The sequence below is a fragment of the Streptomyces sp. CB02056 genome (genome assembly GCF_001905545.1).
Classification (GTDB): Bacteria; Actinomycetota; Actinomycetes; order Streptomycetales; family Streptomycetaceae; genus Kitasatospora.
The window spans coordinates 922954-943865 of record NZ_LIPD01000003.1 but is presented as its reverse complement, the minus strand read 5'-3'; the positions used below and the strand labels follow the sequence as shown (position 1 = coordinate 943865).

Sequence of the window (20912 nt, the reverse complement as noted above, 5' to 3'; positions counted from 1 at the left end):
CGTCCCCGACGCCCCGGACGCACCGGGCGCCACCGACGCCGCCGGGTCCGCCGCCGGGCCGCAGTACCTGCCCTCCTCGGTGCAGGGCGCGGTCAAGATCCTGGTCACCGGTCCGTTCGGGGTCGGCAAGACCACCCTGGTCGGCTCGCTGAGCGAGATCACCCCGCTGCGCACCGAGGAGACCATGACCGCCGCCAGCGCCGGCATCGACGACCTCACCGGTCGCGCCGGCAAGACCACCACCACGGTGGCGCTGGACTTCGGCCGGATCACGCTCAACTCGCGGCTCGCGCTGTACCTGTTCGGCACGCCCGGGCAGCAGCGGTTCTGGCCGCTCTGGGACGACCTGTCGCGCGGAGCGCTCGGCGCCATCGCCATGGTCGACCTGCGCCGCCCGGACGAGAGCTTCGACGTGCTCGGCCGGCTGGAGGAGCAGCGCATCCCGTTCGCGGTCGCGGTCAACACCTTCCCGGACACGCCGAGTTACCCGGAGGAGGAGCTGCGCTCGGCGCTGGACCTGCTGCCGGAGGTGCCGATCCTGCACTGCGACGCGCGCGACCGCCGGCAGTCCTACGACCTGCTGATCGACTTCGTCGACCACCTGCACCGCAACTCGATCCTGGAGCTCCAGGGATGACCTCCCCCGAACACCCGGGAGCCCCCGGGTGCCCCGTCGCCCACGGCGGCGGACGGCCCGGCGGGCTGCCCGTGGGCGTGCCGCTGACGCCGCTGTACGGCCCGGCCGTCGCCGAGGACCCGCACGGCCTGTACGCCCGGCTGCGCGAGCGCTACGGGCCGGTCGCCCCGATCGAGCTGGAGCCCGGGGTCGAGGCCTGGCTCGTCCTCGGCTACGCCGAGCTGCTCGAACTCACCCGCAACGAGGCGCTGTTCTCCAAGGACTCGCGCCGCTGGCGGGTGCCCGCCGAGGGCCGGCTGGCGGCCGACTCCCGGCTGCTGCCGATGACCTCCTGGCGGCCCACCCTGCTCAACCTGGACGGCGCCGAGCACCAGCGGCTGCGCGCCGCCGTCTCCGACACCCTCGCCCAGATCGACCACCGCCAGCTGCGCGGCACCACCGAGGCCGCCGCCAACGGGCTGATCGACGGCTGGGGCCCGGACGGCACCGCCGACCTGGTCGCCCAGTACGCGCGCCGGCTGCCGCTGCTGGTCTTCACCCAGCTGGTCGGACTGCCGGTGGAGAGCGGGCCCCGGGTGGTCGAGCTGATCAGCCACTTCGTGGACAGCAGCGCGCAGTCGCAGCGCGCCGGACTGGAGTTCCAGGCACTGCTCGTCGACCTGGTGCGCCGCCGCCGGGCCGCCCCCAGCGCCGACCTCACCTCCTGGCTGCTCGCCCACCCGGCCGGGCTGACCGACGAGGAGGCGGTGCACCACCTGGTGGTGCTGATGGTCGCGGGCAACGAGACCTCCATCAACTGGACCGGCAACACGCTGCGGCTGCTGCTCACCGACCGGCGCTTCCGGGCCACCCTCACCGGCGGGCGGCTGACCGTCTCCGACGCGCTGGAGGAGGTGCTCTGGCGCGACCCGCCCACCCAGAACTTCCCCGGCCGCTGGGCCACCGGCGACACCGTGCTCGGCGGCCAGTACATCAGCGCCGGCGACATGCTCGTCCTCGGCCTGGCCGCGGCCAACGCCGACCCGGCCGCACAGGGCGTCTCGGCCGCCGCGCAGGGCTCGCTCGGCGGCAACCGGGCCCACCTCGCCTGGGGCGCGGGCCGGCACGTCTGCCCGGCCCAGCACCCGGCCCGGATCATCGTCGAGACCGCCGTCGAGACCCTGCTGCACCGCCTGCCGGACCTCCAACTGGCCGTACCGCCCGGCGAGTTGGCCTGGCGCCCGTCCCCGTGGTCCCGGGCCCTGACCGCCCTCCCGGTGCTCTACAGCGCCTTCACCCCGCCCCGCCCGCCCGCCCCCGAGAGGCCCGCATGGACACCACCACCGAATCCGGAACCCGCGCCGAGCCCGTCAGACTCGACCCCTTCGGCCGCGACCAGCACGGCGAGAACGCCCGACTCCGCGAAGCCGGCCCCGCGGTCCTGGTGGAGCTCCCTGGCGGGGTGGTGGTCTGGGCGGTAACCCACCACGACACCCTCCAGTCGCTGCTGTCCGACCCCCGGGTCGGCAAGGACGCCCGGCTCTGGACGACCTTCCGGGAGGGACGGCTGCCGGAGGGCTGGCCGCTGCTCAACTTCATCGTCGTCCCCGGCATGGTCACCGCCGACGGCGAGGACCACCGGCGGCTGCGCGGACTGGTCTCGCAGGCCTTCACCCCGCGCCGGATAGCCGACCTGGCCCCCGCCGTCGAGGCCCGGACGGTCGCGCTGCTGGACGGGGTCGCGAAGCTGGAGGGCGAGTTCGACCTGCGGCGGCACTTCGCCTACCCGCTGCCGATGCAGGTGATCGGCGAACTGCTCGGCCTCGGGCTGGCGGAGCAGGACGAACTGCACGAGCTGTCCGACACCATGGTCTCCAGCTCGGCCACCCCGGCGGCGGCGCTGGCCGCGCAGCGGGGCCTGAACACGCTGCTGGCCTCGGTGGTGGCGGCCAAGCGGGCCGAGCCCGGCGACGACCTGACCACCGACCTGATCGCCGTCCACGAGGCGGGCGACCGGCTCAGCGAGGCCGAGCTGGTCGGCACCCTGCTGCTGATGCTGGTCGCCGGGCACGAGACCACGCTCAACCTGATCACCAACGCCGTCCGCGCCCTGCTCGCCCACCCGGACCAGCTGCGGCTCGTCCTGGACGGGGAGCAGCCGTGGTCGGCGGTGGTCGAGGAGACCCTGCGCTACGACTCCCCGGTCGGGCAGTTCCCGCTGCGCTACGCGAGCGAGGACATCGCGGTCGGCGACGTGGTGATCCGGCGCGGCGAGGCGCTGCTGGCCTCCTACGCGGCGGCCGGACGGGACTCCGGGCACCACCCGGACGCGGACCGCTTCGACCTCACCCGGCAGCCCGCCAAGCACCTGTCGCTCGGCCACGGCCCGCACTTCTGCCTCGGCTCCGGGCTCGCCCGGATGGAGGCCGAGACGGCGCTGCGGCACCTGTTCACCCGCTTCCCGGGGCTGGCCCTCGCGGAGGGCCGGACCGACGAGCCGATCGCCTCGTTCGTCAGCAACAGCGTGCGCACCCTGTGGGTGACGGTCTGAGCCGACCGGTTACCTGAGGGCGGTCCGGGTCGTTCGGCAGGGCATGAAGAAACTCGCCACCCTGGCCGCCCTCACCATGGCGGGCCTCGCCCTCGCCGTCCCGGCGGCCTCCGCCACCTCCCAGACCGCCTCCTCGCCGGACGCCACCGGCGGGCTCACCGACGGGCTCGAAGTCTCCCCCGGCGACCTCGCCCTGCGGACCGTGGGCAAGCTCCCGCTGCTCGGCAAGCCCGCCAACGAGATCGAGGCGATCGGGACCAACCAGATGGCCCACCCGGGGCTCAGCGGGCAGATCCTGAACTGACCCGGCGCTCCGCCACCGGAGCGCGGGCGGCCGGCCGACCCCCGAACGGCCGGCCGCCCACGCCACCCGACGCACGACGACCGCTCGACCCGCGGCGCTCAGGCCGCCGGGCTCAGAGCGCGGACAGCCGGTTGAGCTCCGGGTAGCCCAGCCCCTCCGCGAGCGCGGTGAACGTGCCGCTCCCGTACACCTCCTCGGCGGCCCGGCGGACCGCCGCGTACGCCACCTCGGCCAGGCCCGGGCCCAGGCTGATCCGGGCCACGCCGAGCTTCGCCAGCTCGGCGACCGCCGGGGAGCCGGGGCCGGCCAGCACGTTCAGCGGCGCCGGGACGGCCTCGACCAGGGCGGCGATGGTCTCCGGGTCGGACACCCCGGGGACGAACACCCCGTCCGCGCCCGCCTCGACGTACGCCCGCAGCCGGTGCACCGCGTCGTCCAGCCGGCCCTCCGGGGCGCCGATCCCGCGCAGGAACACGTCCGTCCGGGCGTTGACGAAGAGCGGCACGCCGGCCGCGTCCGCCGCGGCCCGGGCGGCCGCGATCCGCTCGGCGGCCTCCGCCGGGGGGCGCCCCTCGTCCTCCAGGTTCACCCCGACGGCACCGGTGGCGAGCAGCGCGGCGACCGTCTCCCCGACCCCGGCGGCGGTGTCCGCGTAGCCGCCCTCCAGGTCCGCGGTGACCGGCAGGTCGACGGCGCGGACCACCTGGGCGGTCCGGGCCAGCACCTGCCCGGGGTCGGCGCCGCCGCCGTCCGCGCTGCCGAGCGACCAGGACACGCTCGCGCTGGCCATCGCCACCGCCCGCGCCCCGGCGGCGGCCACCAGCCGGGCGCTCGGCACGTCCCAGGCGTTCGCCAGCACCAGCGGCTCGCCCGGGCGGTGCAGCTCCCGCAGCAGCCGGGCCCGCTCCCGCCGGACGGCGGGGTCCGCGGCGCTCACCTGGCGGCCGGGCTCATGCGGGTGGACACGCCGATCCGGTTCCAGGCGTTGATGGTGGCGATCAGCGCGATCAGCTGGGCCAGCTCGGTCTCGTCGAACCGCGCGGCGGCCTCCGCGTACACGGCGTCCGGCACGTGCCCCTGGGTCAGCAGGGTGACCGACTCGGTGAGGGCCAGGGCGGCGCGCTCACGGGCGGTGAACCACGGGGTCTCGCGCCAGGCCGGGAGGGAGACCAGGCGGTGGTCCTGCTCGCCGTGCTCGCGGGCGTCGGTGGAGTGCATGTCGATGCAGAAGGCGCAGCCGTTGAGCATCGAGGCGTGCACCTTGACCAGCTCGGCGATGACCGGGTCGACGCCCTCCCGGGAGGCCCGGTCCACGGCGACCATCGCCTGGTAGTAGGCGGGGGCGAGCTTGTGCATCAGCAGGCGCTGCTCGGGGGCGGGCACCGGGGCCCCGTCCGTACCGGCCGTCCCGTCCGCGGTCGCGCGCGTGGTCTCGTTCGTCGTCATGGTCGCCAGCCTAGGAGCGGGGTGGCCTGCCGTCCTGGTGCGTTCGGCCACGCGTTCCTTGGGCCACTTCCGGCGTGCGAACGACCGTGCGAGGATCGCCGGCAGGAGATCACCGCCAGGAGGTCTCCGACAGGACGAGGTCAGGGGGCCCGGTCGTGTGCACGGCGTTCGTCAGCATCGAGCCGGAAGCGGCCGTGCCGGTGCTGCTGCTGTCCGTCCGGGACGAGTACCTGGGCCGCGCCTGGCTGCCGCCGGACCACCACTGGCCGGACCGGCCCGACCTGCTCGGCGGACTGGACCTCGCGGCCGGCGGCACCTGGCTGGCCGTCGACCCCGTCCGGCACACCGCCGCCTGCCTGCTGAACGGCTTCGGCCCGCTCGCCCCCGCCGACGCCCGGCGCACCCGCGGCCGGCTGCCGCTCACCGCCGTCCGGGAGGGCGGCATCGGCCACCTCGACCTCACCCCGTACGACCCGTTCCACCTCGTCCTGGTCCGGGCCGACGGGGCCCGGGTGTCCAGCTGGAGCGGCGGACGGCTGGAGGAGCGCGAACTGCCGTCCGGCCTGAGCGTGGTGCTCAACGACGGGCTGGAGGGCCGGGCGGCCGACCGGACCACCTCCGAGCGGATCCGCGACCTGATGGCCGCGCGGGCCGCCCACTTCCGGTCCCGCCTCACCGCCGAACCCCGGCCCGAACCGACCGCCGACGGGCCGGCCGCCGCGGCCTGGGGCGGATGGCTGCCGATCGTCGCCGGGGACGGGCTGGCGCCGGACGCGGACGCCGCGCTGATCCAGCGGCGCGACTTCGGCGACGGGCGGATCTGGGGCTCCTCGTCGATCTCGCTGCTCGCGCTCGGGCCGGACCTGCTGCGCTACGACTTCGCGGCCGCGCCGGTGGCCGCGGACGGGCCGGGGTGGCGGCGGGTGGCGACGGGCTGACCCGCCGGGTCGCGGCGGGCGGCGGCGGGCGGCGGGCGGCGCCGGGAAAAGGGCTTGCACCTGACGCTGCGGGAGGCGGCATCGTGGCCCGGGTCGAGCCCGAAGGAGACCGCCGTGACCCGCCCGGACCCCCCGCGCCGCCCCCGCCGCCTGCTCGCCGTCCTGACCGTCGCCCTGCCGCTGGCCGGCATGCCGGCCGCGGTGACCGCCGTCGTCCTGCTCGGCGACGCGGCGCACCGGGCCGTCCCGTCCGCCACCGTCCTGGCCTCCGTGGCGGCGGCGCTGATCGGGCACCTCGCCCCCGGTGTCCCGCAGCCGTACGGTCGGTGAACTTCCGACGGCGGGGCTGCCGAACGTCTACATGCGCGTAGTAGCTTCGCGAGGGCCCCCGACCCGGCCGGCCACCGACCCCCGAGCGAAGGTGCGCGATGTCGACCCTGACCTACCCGGAAGCGATAGGCGTCGGCCTGCTCCAGGGCGTGACGGAACTCTTCCCGGTCTCCAGCCTCGGCCACAGCATCCTGCTGCCCGCCCTGGTCGGCGGGCGGATCCAGCACGACCTCGACATGACCGCCGAGGGCTCCTCGTACCTCGCCGCCCTGGTCGCCCTGCACCTGGCCACCGCGCTCGCCCTGGTGGTCTACTTCCGCAAGGACTGGGTCCGGGTGGTCGAGGGGCTGTTCGGCTCGATCCGGCACCGCCGGGTGGAGACCCGCAACGAGAGGCTCGCCTGGCTGCTCGTGCTGTCCACCATCCCGGTCGGCGTGGCCGGCCTCGCGCTGGAGAAGGCCCTGCGCAACGCGCTCGGCAAGCCCGTCCCGGCCGCGGTCTTCCTCGCCCTCAACGGGCTCGTGCTGCTCGGCGCCGAGCGGCTCAAGCGCGGCGGCACCGGCCGCCGCCGGGCCGGACACACCGCCGGACACGCCGACGACGAGCCGGGCCTGGACCCGGCGATCGCCTCCGACCACCGGCTGACCAGGCTCGGCTACGGGCAGGGCGCCTGGATCGGCGCCGCGCAGATCCTCGCGCTGTTCCCGGGCATCAGCCGCTCCGGCGTCACCATGAGCGCCGGCATCCTGCGCGGACTGCACCACGAGGACGCCGCCCGGTTCTCCTTCCTGCTCGCCACCCCGGTCATCCTGGCCGCCTCGGTGCTCAAGGTGCCCGAGCTGTTCAGGCCGGAGAACTCCGGCGTGCTCGGCCCCGTCCTCGCGGGCAGCCTCGCCGCCTTCGTGGCCGGCTACGTCTCGGTGCGGTTCCTCACCCGGTACTTCGAGACCCGCAGCCTGACGCCGTTCGCGCTGTACTGCTTCCTGGCCGGCGTCGGCAGCGCGGTCTACCTGTCGCTCTGAGCCGTCCGGCCGCCGCTCCGGGCCGTCCGGCCACCGCTCTTCGCCGTACGGGCCGCCTCACCCAGGATCCCGGCGAGGTCGGCCGGCCGGGAGAACATCGGCCAGTGCCCGGTGTCCAGCTCCACCAGCCGCCAGTGGCCGTCCGCGACCAGCCCGGCGACCACCGGCGGCGGCTCCGGCCAGTCCATCAGGCACTTCACGTACACCGCCGGGAGTCCGCTCAACGGGCCCTCCAGGAACGCCGGTTCGGTCAGCGAGGGGCCCGGGTGCGGGGTCGCCCCCGCGGCGATCCGGGCGATCTGCCGGACCGTCAGCCCCTGCTCGGCGAACTCGGCCGGCGGCAGCGGCGGCCACCAGCCCCCGTGCGCGGCCAGGTCGGCCCGCAGCGCGGCCGGCTCCGGCAGCTGGTCGGCGAAGGACTCCCCCGCCACCGGCACGTTGGCGTCCACCAGGACCAGCCCGGCCAGCCGCCCGCCGATCCGCTCGGCGGCCTGGCCCACCGGGATGCCCGAGTAGCTGTGCCCGACCAGCACCACCTCGCGCAGGTCCAGCCGCTCCACCTCCGCGACGACGTCCGCCACATGCGCCTGCTGCCCGGCGGGCGCGCCACGCTTCTCCGCGAGCCCGGAGAGCGTCAGCGGGTACGCCCCGTGCCCGGCCGCGCGCAGCTCCGCCACGACCTCGTCCCACGCCCAGGCGCCGAGCCAGGCGCCCGCCACCAGCACAAAGTTCGCCATGGGCGGCACCGTAGCGCGCGAGTGTGACGGCGGCCCGGAAAGCGACGGGAAACACCACGTGGAGGAACGGTGGGGGCGCCCCGCCCGCGCCCGGGCGCCCCCGGCGGTTCCGGGTCAGCCGGTGGTGAGGCCCAGGGCGGCCAGCCGGGTCGGGTCGGTGAGGATGTCCAGCCCGGTGATCCGGCCCTCGTGGACGGTGAACGACATGACCGACAGCGGACGGCCCCCGGCGAAGGACACCACCCCGGGCGAGCCGTTGACCAGCACCAGCCGGCCGTCGGCGGCGAACCGGGCGAAGGCGATCGCCTGCGAGGCGACGTCCGCCGCACCGCGGCGCAGCACGCTCGGCACCAGTGTGCCGCCGTCCGACCGGGCCACCACGTCCGGGTCGAGCACCGTCAGCAGAGCGTCGAAGTCCCCGCCCCGGGCGGCCCGCAGGAAGGCCTCCACCACCTCGCGCTTGCGGGCGTCGTCGGAATCCGCGGCCGGGGTCGCGCCCTGGACCCGGCGGCGGGCGCGGCTGGCCAACTGCCGGGTGGAGGCGGAGGTCCGGCCGAGCACCTCGGCGATCCCGTCGAAGGGCACCTCGAACATGTCGTGCAGCACGAAGGCCACCCGCTCCGCCGGGGAGAGCGTCTCCAGGACCACCATCAGCGCGATCCCGACCGAGTCCGCGACCAGCACCTCGTGCACCGGGTCCAGCGCCGACAGCCCGCCGACCACCGGGTCCGGCAGCCGCACCCGGCCCTCCTGCTCGGGCAGCGGATCCTCCCGGCGGGAGGCACGGGAACGCAACTGGTCCAGGCAGACCCGGCCGACCACGGTGGTGAGCCACGCCCCGAGGTTGCGCACCCCGCCCACATCGCTGCGGCCCAGCTTCAGCCAGGCCTCCTGCACGGCGTCCTCGGCCTCGGCGAGCGACCCGAGCATCCGGTAGGCCACCGCCCGCAGCTGGGGTCGCTCCGCCTCGAAACGCCGGGCCAGTTCGGCCAGTTCGGTCGGCTCGGCCGATTCGACTGCTTCAGCCGGCTCGGCCGATTCGGCCGGGAGGTTCTCCTCGCTCACCCTGTCACATCCTCGGGTCGGGATCCGTCGGTCCAGTGACGGACGCTAACCGACCGGGAGGACACGATGAGGAGGAGCCCTCCGGCGCCACCCGGTGACCCCGCCCGCGCCCCCTGGCGACAGGCGAGAATGGAGGCCGTGAGCACCTCCCGGACCACCTCCTGGACCACCTTCGGCGGCGACCTGCACCTGGACCTCACCGAGCGCCGGGCCGCCGGCGCCGGACTGCGGGCCGCCCTGGAGGACGCGCTGCGCGAGGCCGTCCAGGACGGGCGGCTCACCCCCGGCACCCGGCTGCCGTCCTCCCGGGCGCTCGGCGAGGACCTCGGGATCGCCCGCAACACCGTGGTCGAGGCGTACGGCCAGCTCACCGCCGAGGGCTGGCTCAGCTCCCGGCAGGGCTCCGGCACCACCGTCGCCCGGCGGACGGTCCCGGAACCGGTCCAGGGCCGGCGGCCGGCCCCCCGGGCGGTACGGGCGCGGCAGACCGCCCGGTACGACCTGATGTCCGGACGGCCCGACCTCTCGCTCTTCCCCCGCACCGCCTGGCTGGCCGCCGCCCGCCGCGCCCTCGCCACCGCGCCGCACGAGGCCCTCGACTACGGCAGCCCGCTCGGCCGGATCGAACTGCGGCAGGCGCTCACCCACTACCTGGCCCGGGTCCGCGGGGTGCGCACCGACCCCGACCACCTGCTCGTCTGCACCGGCGTCACCCAGGGCCTCGGCCTGCTCTGCGCCGCCCTGCGGGAACGCGGCGCCCGCACGCTCGCCGTCGAGGAGTACGGGCTGCCGCCGCAGCACGCGGTCGCCCGGGCCGCCGGACTCGCCACCGCCCCGGTGCCGCTGGACGCGGACGGCGCCCTGGTCGACCGGCTCGACCCCCGGGCCGGCGCCGTCCTCCTCACCCCCGCCCACCAGTTCCCCACCGGCGCGGCGCTCTCCGCCGACCGGCGGGCCGAGGCGGTGCGGTGGGCGCGGGAGCAGGACCGGTACGTCATCGAGGACGACTACGACGGCGAGTTCCGCTACGACCGGCAGCCGCTCGGCGCGATGCAGGCGCTGGACCCGGAACGGGTGGTGTACGCCGGGACGGCCGCCAAGAGCCTCGCGCCGGGCCTGCGGCTGGCCTGGCTGGCCCTGCCGGACGCGCTGGTCGAGCCGGTCGCCCGACTGAAGGCGCTGGCCGACACGATGTCCCCGGTGCTGGACCAGCTGACGCTCGCCGAACTGATCACCTCCGGCACGTACGACCGCCACGTACGGCGCTGCCGGCTGCACTACCGGCGCCGGCGCGACCACCTGGTCGCGGCGCTCGCCGAACACGCCCCGCACGTCCGGGTCACCGGCATCGCGGCCGGCCTGCACGTCGTCATCCGGCTGCCGCCCGGCTCCACCCCCGAACCCGAACTCCTCGCCCGCGCCCAGCAGGCCGGCCTCGCCCTCCACGGCCTCGCCTGGCACCGCACCACACCGTCCCCCGCCGAGGCCCCGACCGCCCTGGTCATCGGCTACGCCACCTCACCGGACCACGCCTTCCCGGCGGCGGTCCAGGCCCTCTGCGAACTGCTGCGCGGGGCCTGAGCGGGAGAGGGGAGTGCGGGTGGCCGGGCCGGTGCGGGAGCGGCGGTCCGCCCGCCCCCTCGGGGGTGGGGGCGGGCGGACGGTTCGGGGTGTGAACTACTTGTTCCGGCTGCCGAGTTGGAACAGGAGGATGATGAACCCGGCGAAGAGGTGGCAGCCGACGGTGTAGAGCACCAGGCGGTGGTAGACCCGCTTGTTGGCCCACTTGCCGGCGTCCATGGTCTTCGGGCCGGCCGGAGTGTCGGCACCGGCGGCCGGGTTCTCGGCGTCGGCGGCCGGGGTGACGGTGGTGGTGGGATCGGCCATGGTGATCTCCTCCGGGGTGTTCTGACGGCAGGTCAGTGAACGGCGGCGGGGCCGCCGCCGAGGCAGAGTTCGCCGCCGGGGCTCTGCAGCAGGGTGTGGACGAAGAGCAGTTCGACGCCGCTGTCCGACTCTGCGGCGATGCAGTGCGGGGTGAGCGAGTCGTAGTGGGCGGAGTCGCCCACCGCGAGGTGGTGGACGCGGTCGCCGAGGGTGACGCGGAGCGCGCCCTTGAGGACGTACAGCCACTCCTCGCCCGGGTGGACCCGGACCACCGTGTCCTGCACGCCCGGCGGGACGTGCACCCGCAGGGCCTGCATCGCGCGGCCGGGGGCGCCGGCCCGCCGGTAGCCCCAGCCACCGGCCCGGCCGGGTTCGATGGCGCCGCCGCGGACGATCGGGTCCGGCTCGGCGAGGGTCTCGCCGAGCAGGCCGGAGACCGAGGTCCCGTACGCGCGGGCGAGGCCGAGCAGGACGGGCAGCGAGGGCTGCCGGCGGCCGGTTTCCAGTCGGGACAGATAGGCTGGGGAGAGCCCGACCCGCCCGGCGGCCACCTCCAGCGTGAGACGGCTGCTGAGCCGGTGCTCACGGAGACGGGCGGCGAGGCCGGCGACCTCCTGGTCGTCGAGCTGTTCGCCTGCTGCGGCGGCGCCGGTGGAGCTGCTGGTCATGTGTCCAGTGGACACCCGCCGTGCCGCACGGGCAAGAATTTTGCCTCAGAGGCAAGACTTCCCTGGCAGGCCCCCCGACCGGCCCCCGCTCACGGCCGCGGGATGTTCCGCAGGTTGCTCCGGGCCAGGTCGACCATGCGTCCGACGCCGCCCGAGAGCACCGTCCTGCCCGCCGCCAGCGCGAAGCCCTTCAGCTGGGCGGCGGTGATGTGCGGCGGGATGGAGAGCGCGTTGGGGTCGGTGACCACGTCCACGAGGGCCGGGCCCGGCCGCTCCAGCGCCTCGACCAGCACCTCCCGGACCCGGGCCGGCTCGGTCACCCGCTTGGCCTGGATGCCCATCGCCCGGGCGATCCCGGCGTAGTCCACGTCCCCGTTGTCGATCTCGAACTCCGGGTAGCCGGAGACCAGCATCTCCAGCTTGATCATGCCGAGCGCGCCGTTGTTGAAGACCACCGTCTTCACCGGCAGCCGGTGCTTGGCCACCGTGAGCAGCTCGCCGAGCAGCATGCCGATCCCGCCGTCGCCCGCCATCGCGACCACCTGCCGCCCGGGGCAGGCGAGTTGGGCGCCGATCGCGTGCGGGAGGGCGTTGGCCATCGAGCCGTGCAGGAAGGAGCCGATCACCCGGCGGCGGCCGTTGGGCTGGAGGTAGCGGGCGGCCCAGACGTTGTTCATGCCGGTGTCCACGGTGAACACGGCGTCCTCGGCGGCCACCTCGTCGAGCACCGAGGCGACGTACTCGGGGTGGATCGGCAGGTGCTTCTCGATGTCCCGGGTGTAGGCGCCGATCACGTCCTCCAGCGACCGGCAGTGCTTGCGCAGCATCCCGTCCAGGAAGGCGCGGTCGCGCTTGGCGTCGAGCAGCGGCAGCACGGCCCGCAGGGTGGCGGCCACGTCGCCGTGGACGGCGAGTTCGAGCGCGGTGCGGCGGCCGAGCCGGGTGGCGTCGTGGTCGACCTGGACGGTGTGCGCCTGCGGCAGGAAGGAGTCGTACGGGAAGTCGGTGCCGAGCAGCACCACCAGGTCGGCGGAGTGCAGCGCCTCGTGGCAGGCCCCGTAGCCGAGCAGGCCGCTCATGCCCACGTCGTACGGGTTGTCGAACTGGATCCACTCCTTGCCGCGCAGGGAGTGGCCGATCGGCGCGTTCAGGGCCTGCGCGGCGGCCATCACCTCGGCGTGCGCCCCGCGCACCCCGGCGCCGCAGAACAGCACCACCTTGCGGGCGGCGTTGAGCAGCCGGGCCAGTTCCTGCACCTGGGACCAGGGCGGGGCGGCGACGGCCTGCTCGGTGAGGAAGTGGCTGGTGCCGGTGGGGGCGGCGGCGGAGAGCGCGGCGACGTCCCCGGGGAAGGCGAGCACCGAGACGCCGTGCGAGCCGAGCGCGTGCTGGACGGCGACCCGCAGCAGGCGGGGCAGCTGGGCGGGGGTCGAGAGCATCTCGCACCAGGTGCTGCAGTCGGTGAACACCCGCTCGGGGTGGGTCTCCTGGAAGAAGCCGGTGCCGATCTGCCCGGACGGGATGTGCGAGGCGAGCGCGAGCACGGGCAGGCCGCTGCGCTGGGCGTCGTACAGCCCCTGGACGAGGTGGGTGTTGCCGGGGCCGCAGGAGCCGGCGCAGACCGCGAGCCGGCCGGAGAGTTCGGCCTCGGCGGCGGCCGCGAAGGCGCCGGCCTCCTCGTTGCGCACGTGCACCCAGCTGATGCCGTCGGCCCGCCGGATGGCGTCCACGACCGGGTTGAGGCTGTCCCCGACCACGCCGTAGACCCGCTCCACCCCGGCCTGCCGGAGCACCTCCACCATCTGTTCGGCCACGCTCGGCACGGCGGCGACTCCTTCGCTGGGGCGGCTCCACGGGACACCAGCACTCTCCGGGGCGGCCGGGGGCGGCGCAGCCGGGGTGGGGCGAACGGGTGAGGCGGCGGGAGCGGGGTGCGGGCTGCTACTCGGCCGCCAGGTGGTCCTGCTGGCCGAGCTTGCCCGCCGCGAGGCCGGCCTGGGGCTTGCGGCGGCCGGGTTCGCGGCCCGGGGGCTGGGCGACCCGCTCCTGGGCGGGCGGGGCGGTGGTCGGCAGGGTGACCGGGGCACCGGACTTGACCTGCACCGCCTCGCCGTCGTGCCGGACGTGGAGGACCTCGCCGCGGCGCAGCGTGTACGTCGTCCGCTCGTGGGTGATCTCGACGCCGAGCAGGTGCCCGCGCACCAGCAACGAGAAGCTCAGCCGCATCAGCCCGGACGGCAGCCGGGGCCGGAACGAGAGCGCCTCGCCGTGGTCGCGCAGCCCGCCGAAGCCGGCCACCAGGGCGATGCAGGCCCCGGCGAGCGAGGCCATGTGCAGGCCGTCGCGGGTGTTGCCGCCGAGGTCGTGCAGGTCCATCAGCGCGGCCTCGGCCGTGTAGTCGTAGGCGAGGTCGAGCTGGCCGACCTCGGCGGCGATCACCGCCTGGGTGCAGGCGGAGAGCGAGGAGTCCCGGACGGTCAGCCGCTCGTAGTAGGCGAAGTTGCGGGCCTTCTGCTCGTCGGTGAAGGCGTCGCCGCGGACCTGCATGGCGAGCACCAGGTCGGCCTGCTTGACCACCTGCTTCCGGTACAGGTCGAAGTACGGGTAGTGCAGCAGCAGCGGGTAGTTCTCCGGCGGGGTGTGCTCGAAGTCCCAGACCTGGTGGTGGGTGAAGCCGTCGGCCTGCGGGTGCACGCCGAGGTCCTCGTCGTACGGGATGTACATCGCGGCGGCCGCGTCGCGCCAGGCGGCGGTCTCCTCGGTGTCCACGCCGAGCAGCGCGGCCTCGTGCGGGTTGCGGACGGCGGCCTCGGCGGCGGCGCGCAGGTTGGTCTGCGCCATCAGGTTGGTGAAGACGTTGTTGTCCGCGACCGCGCTGTACTCGTCGGGGCCGGTGACGCCCTCGATGCGGAACCTCCCGGCCACGTCGTGGTGGCCGAGCGAGCGCCACATCCGGGCGGTCTCGACGAGCAGTTCGAGCCCGTACTCGCGCTCGAACTCCGCGTCGCCGGTGGCCCGGACGTAGCGGGCGACGGCGGCGGCGATGTCGGCGCCGATGTGGAAGGCCGCGGTGCCGGCCGGCCAGTACCCGGAGCACTCCTCGCCGCGGATCGTCCGCCACGGGAACACCGCGCCGGACAGGCCGAGTTGGACCGCCCGCTCGCGGGCCAGCGGCAGGGTGGTGTGCCGCCAGCGCAGGGCCTGGTTGACGGCGGCGGGCAGGCAGTAGGTGAGCACCGGCAGGACGAAGGTCTCGGTGTCCCAGAAGCTGTGCCCGTCGTAGCCGGGCCCGGTCAGCCCCTTGGCGGGGATGGCCCGCTCCTCGCTGCGGGCGCCGGCCTGCAGGACGTGGAAGACGGCGAACCGGACGGCCTGCTGGAGTTCGACGTCGCCCTCGATCTCGATGTCGCTGGTCTCCCAGAACTCCTGGAGGAATTCGGCCTGTTCGGCGATCAGCCCGTCCCAGCCGGTGTACCGGGCGGCGGTCAGCGCGGCCTCCACCTGGTCCCGGACGGCGGGCAGCGAGCGGGTGCCGGACCAGCCGTAGGCCATGAACTTGGTCAGCCGCAGCCGCTGTCCGGCCTTGAGCACGGTGGTGACGCTGATCCGGCACTGGTCGGCGTCGGCCTCGGCGACGGTGTCGGACTTCTCCGGCCCCTCGATGATGTGGTCCATCCCGGCCGCGACCCGGATGCCGCTGTACCGGGTGCGGTGCACCAGGATCGCCTTGGTCCCGCTGGCGTGGTGCGCCTCGGGCTGCAGCGGCGCCTCCAGCACGGCGGCGGCCCGCGGGTCGCCCTCGGGGCCGCCGGGCAGCTGCTCGTTGGCGACCAGCTCGGACTGGAGCACGATCCGCACCGGGCCGTCCACCGCCTCGACGCTGTACTCGACGGCGGCGACGGCGCGCTGGGTGAGCGAGACCAGTCGGGAGGAGCGCACCCTGATCGTCCGCCCGGCCGGGGAGGTCCACTCCGCCTCGCGGTGCAGCAGGCCCTCGCGGACGTCCAACCAGCGCTTGTGGCTGACGAGTTCGCCGTAGCGCAGGTCGAAGGGCTCGTCGTCCACCAGCAGCCGGATGATCTTGCCGTTGGTCACGTTGATGACGCTCTGGCTGGACTCCGGGTAGCCGTAGCCGCCCTCGCCGTACGGCAGCGGGCGCAGCTCGAAGACGCCGTTGAGGTAGGTGCCGGGCAGGCCGTGCGGCTCGCCCTCGTCCAGGTTGGCGCGCAGGCCGATGTGGCCGTTGGAGAGCGCGAAGACCGACTCGGCGCGGGCCATCGAGGCCAGGTCCAGGCCCTGTTCGGTGATCTGCCAGGGGTCGATCGCGAAGTTCTTGTCCCCGGGAGTCATGCCTCCTCCTCCCCCAGGAGCTCGGAGAGGTCCTGGACGACCACGGTGGCGCCGTCCCGGCGCAGTTCGGCGGCCTGGCCGGTGCGGTCCACCCCGACCACCGCGCCGAAGCCGCCGGCCCGGCCGGAGGCGACCCCGGCGAGCGCGTCCTCGAAGACCGCGGCGTGGGCGGGTTCGACGCCGAGGGCGCGGGCGGCGTACAGGTAGGTGTCGGGGGCCGGCTTGCCGGGCAGTCCCTCGGCCTTGGCGGTGTTGCCGTCCACGATCACCTCGAACAGTTCCTCGATGCCGGCCGCCCGCAGCACGTCCCGGCAGTTGGCGCTGGAGGAGACCACGGCGCTGGGCAGCCCGGCCGCGCGCAGCCGGTGCACGTAGTCGACCGAGCCCTGGTACGCCTGGACGCCCTGCTCCCGGATCAGCCGCAGCACGGTGTCGTTCTTGGCCCGGCTGATCCCTTGCACCGTGGGGGAGTTGGGCGGATCGTCCGGGGTGCCCTCGGGCAGGTCGACGCCCCGGCTGCGCAGGAACGCGCGGGTGCCGTCCAGGCGCGGGCGGCCGTCCACGTAGGTGTCGTAGTCGGTGACGGCGTCGAAGGGGACGAACTGGCCGCCGGTGCGGGCGGCTTCGGCGCGCAGGAAGGCGTCGAAGGTGTCCTTCCAGGCCGCGGCGTGCACCTTCGCGGTCTGGGTGAGCACCCCGTCGAGGTCGAAGAGGAAAGCACGGATGTCGTCCGGTAGCCCCAGCATGGGTGCAGTCTTACCCGGGAACGGGGGGAAGCCGCCCATTTCCCGGCGGCGCGTCGCGGGAAGGGCGGCTTCCGGTTGCCGGGCGGGGCCGGGCCGGACCGGACCGGGGCGGGGCGGCGTCACGGCGCCAGGGCGGCGTTACGGCGCCGGGGCGGCGTTACGGCGAGTCGGGCATCTGCGCCTCGGGCGCCTCGATGACCGCGAAGACCGCGCCCTGCGGGTCCTGGACCACCGCCATCCGGCCGGACTGCATGTCGAAGGCCGGCTGGATCACCGAGCCGCCGGCCTTGACCAGGGCGTCCACCGTGGAGTCGGCGCCGTCCACCGAGAAGTAGGTCATCCAGTGCGAGGGCGTGCCGGCCGCCAGGTAGCCGGGGATCGCCTGCATGCCGCCCACCGTGCGGTCGGCGACGTTGAGCGAGAAGTAGCCGTCCATGCCCTGGATGGTGGCCGGGCGCAGCCCGAGGGCCGGCTGGTAGAAGCGGCCGGCCGCGCCGGTGTCGGCGGTGTTGAGCTCGTTCCAGACCAGTGCGCCGGGCTCGTTGACCACGCCCGCGCCGATGAAGTCCATCGCCTGCCAGACCCCGAACACCGCGCCGGTCGGGTCGGCGGCGACCAGCATCCGGCCGATCGTGCCGACGTCCATCGGGTCGTACAGGACCGTGCCGCCGGCCTCGGTGATGGACGCCCGGGCCGCGTCGGCGTCGTCCGAGGCGAGGTAGGTGGTCCAGGCGACGGGCGGCGTCGGCTGCCCCTCGGGCGCCGCCTGCGCCATGATCCCGGCGACCGGCCGGCCGTTGAGCATGCACACGGCGTAGCCGCCGAACTCGGCCGGGCCGACCTCGCCCTGCCAGCCGAACAGGTCGCGGTAGAAGTCGAGCGCGGCCTGCTGGTCGCTCGCCATCAGGTCGACCCAGCACGGGGTGCCGGGCTTGTACGGATCGGTGACTACGGGCATTGCTGGGCCTCCCGGAGGCGGTGGTGGCCGGCTGTGGTGGTCGGGACGGTCGGAGCGGTCGGGCCCTCGTCCCGGCCGGGCCTGGTGGGGGTACGGCCCGGCCGGGACGACGGCGGTACACCGCCACCTTCGGTCCGCCGCCGCGATCCCGCCACCGGACGGCGCCCTGGCGGGCGACCGGCGGCCGGACCGTCACGGGGCTCGGGCGGGGTGCTCACGGGCTGTTCACCGGGGCTGTTCACCGAACTCTTCCCCGGGCTGCTCACGGGGCGTCGTGGTGGTGCCCGGTGACGAAGTACGGCTGCACCTTGCCGCTCTGCGCGTAGTCCTTGAGCCGGACCAGCAGTTCGGCCCAGGTGCCGGCCACCGCCGGGACGCCGTCCTCGCTGCCCGGCTGCCAGCCGCCATGCCGGAACAGCAGCCGGGTGCGCCCGGGCGCGGCGGGCCGGTCGGGCTCGGAGGCGGTGGGCTCGTCGGGGGCGACGGGCTGGTCGGACAGTTCCCAGCTGATCCAGGTGCCGGCCCAGTGCGGCGGGAAGGACCCGGCGTTGGTCCACACCACCCGGTCCCGGTCGGCCCGCTCCACCCGCAGCCGGAACGGCTCGGGGACGTCGGGGAAGTCGAACAGCAGGACGTCGCCGTCCCGGTCCACGCCGGTGGTCCACCAGGCGGTCAGCCCGTCGTGCGTGGTGAGTGCGGCGAGCACCACGTCCCGGGGCGCGGCGATGTCGAGCTGGAGGGCGATCTCGGGCATGGGTCCGCCTTTCGGTGGCCGCCGGATTCCCTTACGCCCACCATGGCACGACCCCCGGGCCCGCGCGCCCCGGAGGGCGCCGGCCCGGGGGTCGTCCCCGTCGTTCCGGTGGGTGCGGTCGTTCCGGTGCGGTCAGCCGCCGCTGCCGTAACTGGTGTTCGCGCAGATGTCGTCGTCCGCCGAGCGGGCGTCGTTGGTGATGGTGGTCGGCAGCGGCTGCGGGGGCGCCGGGACACCCGGGGTGGCGGCCGTCGCGCCGCCGCCGGCGGGGGCACCGGTCGACATCCCCATCGCGGCCGCGAAGTCCTGGCCGGTGATCACCGAGATGCCCCGGGCGGTGCTGGACTCCAGGCTGGCGCCGGGGAACAGCGCGGCGACCTTCTCGGCGTTCGCCTTCTGCCCGGAGCCGTACTCGATCGTGGTGGTCTTGTACTTGGTGCTCGCCGCCTGGCCCGCCGTGCTGGCGGTGAACTTGGCGCCCTTCAGCAGTTCGGTCGCCTTGCCGGCCAGGCCGTTGGTCATCGTCCCGTTGTAGACCGCCACCCTGATCGCCGAGTTGGACGTGTCCGCGGCCGGGGCGGCCGGGGTGGTGGGCGCGGCGGGCTGCTGCGGAGCCGGGCCGGTGCCGTCCGCCGGGGCGTCCGGCTGCTGGCCGGTGGCGTTCTGGCCGTCGATGGTCTGGTCGGCCTTGAGGGTCTCCCAGAGCTTGTTGGCGTCCGGCTGGACCAGGTCGAGGTCCTTGTCCTGGGTGCGGAAGCGCCAGGGTGCCGTCACGAACTTCAGGTCGTGCATGTCGATGTTCTTCAGCGACAGGCCGAAGGAGGCAAGCTTGTCGGCCGAGTCCAGGCCCGGGTCGACGACCAGCGACTTGGTCGCGGCGTCGGCCAGCGGCAGGAGGGTGGTGGGGTTCATCCCCTCCTTCTTGATCTTGGTGGCGAGCGAGCCGAGGAAGGCCTGCTGGCGCTTCATCCGGCCGATGTCCGAGCCGTCGCCGATGCCGTGCCGCAGCCGGACGTAGTCGAGCGCCTGCTGGCCCTCGACGGTCTGCTTGCCCTGCGGGAGGACGAGGTCGCCCTTCCTCTTCAGGTTGGGGTTGATGTCCCCCTCGTAGATCGGCTTCGGCAGGCAGATGTCCACGCCGTTCACGGCCTTGGTCATCGCGGCGAAGCCGTTGAAGTCGACGACCAGGGTGTGGTCGACGCGGATTCCGGTGAGCTTCTCCACCGTGTTCTGGGTGCAGGCCGGGTTGCCGTCGTCGCTGCCGCCCATCGAGAACGCGGCGTTGAACAGGTCGGTGTTGCCGCCCTTGGTCCACTTGCCGTTGGGCAGCTTGCAGGACGGCAGCTCGACCTTGGCGTTGCGCGGTATCGAGATGCCGACGGCGTGCTTGTGGTCGGCGTAGACGTGCAGCAGGATCGTGGTGTCCGAGCGGGCGCCGCCGTCGTCGGCGCCGCCGCCGAGGTCGGAGTTGTTCTTGCCGCGGCTGTCCGAGCCGATCAGCAGCACGTTGACCGGCCTGTTGCCGTCCGCGTCGGCCTTCGCCTCCGGGGGGCGGTTGCGGGCTATGGCGTCGGCGTCGAAGGACTTGATGTTGGCGTTCAGCTTGAGGTAGATCGCGCCGCCGACACCGGCGATGACCACCAGCACGCCCGCCGTCGACCAGGCGACGATCTTCTTCACGTTCTTCTTGGGCTTGGCGCTCTTGCGCGCCGCGGCCCGGCCGCCGCCCGCGGCGGCCGCGGCACCCGCGGTGGCCGAACCGCCACCCTTGCCCTGCGCGGCACGGCGGGCCTCCGCCCGGCCACCGCTGCGCGGACCGGGCACTGGGCTCTCCGCACCTTCCGTCGTGGGCATGTCCTCGCCCCGAGCCGGGCTCTCGCCCCTCCGACCTGACATGCGCGTACCTTTCACCGACGGAAGCGACGCCCCTGACGATCCGGCGCACCGCACACAGAGAGACGGCCCGAACCGTTCCCAGGTTGCACATACGACCGTCACCACTAACCGACGATCGTGGCTTCCGATCATATTTAGGCCCGACACGATCACCGACCCTCGGCCCTCGGACAACCCCGCCGACCGACGGGCAACACCACCGCAGAACAGTCGAAAACGCCCGATTCCGACGTGACCCATGCCACTCCACCGGTCCGCGTCCACACCGAATTCCAGCCACCGGCACGGCAGGTGGGGGCGCCACGCGATCGGCACCGGCCGCGGGGCGCGCACCGGCCGCGGACGGCAGCGGATCGGCCCACCCCCGGACCAGGCACCCCAACGCCCTCGCACGCACCGGAGTTGGGCACGCGGGGCAGGCCCGGGCGGCTTCCGCCAGGACCGGCCGCGGCCCGTGACGGTGCGCGGCTCCGGGCGGCGGAACGCCCACGCCCGGGAACGACGGAGGCCGGATCGGAGAACATCCCGATCCGGCCTCGGTGCGGTGGGGCGCCAGGGGCTCGAACCCTGAACCTACGGATTAAAAGTCCGCAGCTCTGCCAATTGAGCTAGCGCCCCGCGGCCCTGGAACACCCGGGGTTCCG

General features: G+C 74.6%; 20 protein-coding genes and 1 tRNA gene. 8 read left to right on the top strand and 13 right to left on the bottom strand.

Translation table 11 applies throughout. The features are described 5' to 3' along the window. Positions 1-67 precede the first annotated feature (67 nt). From AMK13_RS11740 to AMK13_RS41800, 4 genes are read left to right on the top strand one after another with little or no spacing between them, the layout of a single operon-like run. Positions 68-637, top strand: coding sequence for a GTP-binding protein (locus AMK13_RS11740; protein WP_049653188.1), 570 nt, complete (start codon positions 68-70; stop codon positions 635-637). After that, entirely contained in the window at positions 634-2097 is a 1464-nt protein-coding gene (locus AMK13_RS44725) for a cytochrome P450 (protein WP_241852825.1), read from the top strand. Before AMK13_RS11740 ends, AMK13_RS44725 begins: the two co-directional genes overlap by 4 nt. Beyond that, complete coding sequence (locus AMK13_RS11735) at positions 2082-3167, top strand: cytochrome P450 family protein (RefSeq protein ID WP_241852824.1); 1086 nt, start codon at positions 2082-2084, stop codon at positions 3165-3167. Before AMK13_RS44725 ends, AMK13_RS11735 begins: the two co-directional genes overlap by 16 nt. A 43-nt stretch (positions 3168-3210) precedes the next feature. Then, entirely contained in the window at positions 3211-3471 is a 261-nt protein-coding gene (locus AMK13_RS41800) for a hypothetical protein (protein ID WP_049653159.1), read from the top strand. A 112-nt stretch (positions 3472-3583) separates the two neighbouring features. Here the strand turns inward: AMK13_RS41800 and AMK13_RS11725 are convergent, their stop codons facing one another. Both AMK13_RS11725 and AMK13_RS11720 read right to left on the bottom strand, forming a co-directional pair. Continuing rightward, complete coding sequence (locus tag AMK13_RS11725) at positions 3584-4408, bottom strand: isocitrate lyase/PEP mutase family protein (RefSeq protein WP_074002074.1); 825 nt, start codon at positions 4406-4408, stop codon at positions 3584-3586. Next, a complete protein-coding gene (locus AMK13_RS11720) occupies positions 4405-4917 on the bottom strand; it encodes a carboxymuconolactone decarboxylase family protein (RefSeq protein ID WP_079272027.1) in 513 nt (170 codons plus the stop codon). The genes AMK13_RS11725 and AMK13_RS11720 overlap by 4 nt, the downstream gene beginning before the upstream one ends. 155 nt (positions 4918-5072) lie before the next feature. Between AMK13_RS11720 and AMK13_RS11715 the strand changes: the two genes are divergently transcribed. The 3 genes from AMK13_RS11715 (at position 5073) to AMK13_RS11705 (ending at position 7207) form a co-directional block, all read left to right on the top strand. Next, positions 5073-5855, top strand: coding sequence for an NRDE family protein (locus AMK13_RS11715; protein WP_074002073.1), 783 nt, complete (start codon positions 5073-5075; stop codon positions 5853-5855). Positions 5856-5969: 114 nt separating this feature from the next. Beyond that, positions 5970-6185 (top strand): hypothetical protein, encoded by a 216-nt coding sequence (locus AMK13_RS11710; RefSeq protein WP_074002072.1) that lies wholly within the window; start codon positions 5970-5972, stop codon positions 6183-6185. A 98-nt stretch (positions 6186-6283) separates the two neighbouring features. Further along, complete coding sequence (locus AMK13_RS11705; RefSeq protein ID WP_074002071.1) at positions 6284-7207, top strand: undecaprenyl-diphosphate phosphatase; 924 nt, start codon at positions 6284-6286, stop codon at positions 7205-7207. Here the strand turns inward: AMK13_RS11705 and AMK13_RS11700 are convergent. Beyond that, positions 7192-7944 carry an alpha/beta fold hydrolase gene (locus AMK13_RS11700; RefSeq protein WP_074002070.1) on the bottom strand — a complete coding sequence of 251 codons (753 nt, stop codon included), beginning with the start codon at positions 7942-7944 and terminating at the stop codon, positions 7192-7194. The two genes, AMK13_RS11705 and AMK13_RS11700, sit on opposite strands and share 16 nt — an antisense overlap. A 114-nt stretch (positions 7945-8058) precedes the next feature. Then, on the bottom strand, positions 8059-8937 hold the full coding sequence (locus AMK13_RS11695; protein WP_074002186.1) for a sigma-70 family RNA polymerase sigma factor: 879 nt from the start codon (positions 8935-8937) through the stop codon (positions 8059-8061). Between the two features lie 210 nt (positions 8938-9147). Here AMK13_RS11695 and pdxR point away from each other — a divergent pair, with 210 nt between their 5' ends. Then, the gene (pdxR, locus tag AMK13_RS11690; protein ID WP_241852823.1) at positions 9148-10590 is read left to right on the top strand and encodes a MocR-like pyridoxine biosynthesis transcription factor PdxR; all 1443 of its coding nucleotides are present in this window, start codon (positions 9148-9150) and stop codon (positions 10588-10590) included. Between the two features lie 96 nt (positions 10591-10686). Here the strand turns inward: pdxR and AMK13_RS11685 are convergent, their stop codons facing one another. The 9 genes from AMK13_RS11685 to AMK13_RS11645 all read right to left on the bottom strand — a co-directional run bounded on the left by AMK13_RS11685 (position 10687) and on the right by AMK13_RS11645 (position 20886). Beyond that, positions 10687-10896: a DUF6126 family protein gene (locus AMK13_RS11685; protein WP_049651771.1), complete on the bottom strand. Its 210-nt coding sequence runs from the start codon at positions 10894-10896 to the stop codon at positions 10687-10689. A gap of 32 nt (positions 10897-10928) precedes the next feature. Beyond that, positions 10929-11564, bottom strand: a complete 636-nt coding sequence (locus AMK13_RS11680; RefSeq protein WP_049651770.1) for a helix-turn-helix domain-containing protein — start codon at positions 11562-11564, stop codon at positions 10929-10931. Positions 11565-11653: 89 nt separating this feature from the next. Continuing rightward, positions 11654-13366 (bottom strand): pyruvate dehydrogenase, encoded by a 1713-nt coding sequence (locus AMK13_RS11675; RefSeq protein WP_049651777.1) that lies wholly within the window; start codon positions 13364-13366, stop codon positions 11654-11656. A 139-nt stretch (positions 13367-13505) separates the two neighbouring features. Beyond that, positions 13506-15914, bottom strand: a complete 2409-nt coding sequence (locus AMK13_RS11670; protein WP_074002068.1) for a glycoside hydrolase family 65 protein — start codon at positions 15912-15914, stop codon at positions 13506-13508. Beyond that, the gene (locus AMK13_RS11665) at positions 15911-16660 is read right to left on the bottom strand and encodes an HAD family hydrolase (protein ID WP_049651768.1); all 750 of its coding nucleotides are present in this window, start codon (positions 16658-16660) and stop codon (positions 15911-15913) included. Before AMK13_RS11665 ends, AMK13_RS11670 begins: the two co-directional genes overlap by 4 nt. Positions 16661-16817: 157 nt before the next feature. Then, positions 16818-17618, bottom strand: a complete 801-nt coding sequence (locus tag AMK13_RS11660) for a VOC family protein (protein WP_049651767.1) — start codon at positions 17616-17618, stop codon at positions 16818-16820. A 262-nt stretch (positions 17619-17880) separates the two neighbouring features. Continuing rightward, positions 17881-18372 (bottom strand): SRPBCC family protein, encoded by a 492-nt coding sequence (locus AMK13_RS11655; protein WP_049651766.1) that lies wholly within the window; start codon positions 18370-18372, stop codon positions 17881-17883. Between the two features lie 132 nt (positions 18373-18504). After that, the gene (locus AMK13_RS11650) at positions 18505-20226 is read right to left on the bottom strand and encodes an LCP family protein (RefSeq protein ID WP_079272026.1); all 1722 of its coding nucleotides are present in this window, start codon (positions 20224-20226) and stop codon (positions 18505-18507) included. 587 nt (positions 20227-20813) lie between these two features. Beyond that, a tRNA-Lys gene (locus AMK13_RS11645) sits at positions 20814-20886 on the bottom strand. Between the last annotated feature and the right edge of the window lie 26 nt (positions 20887-20912).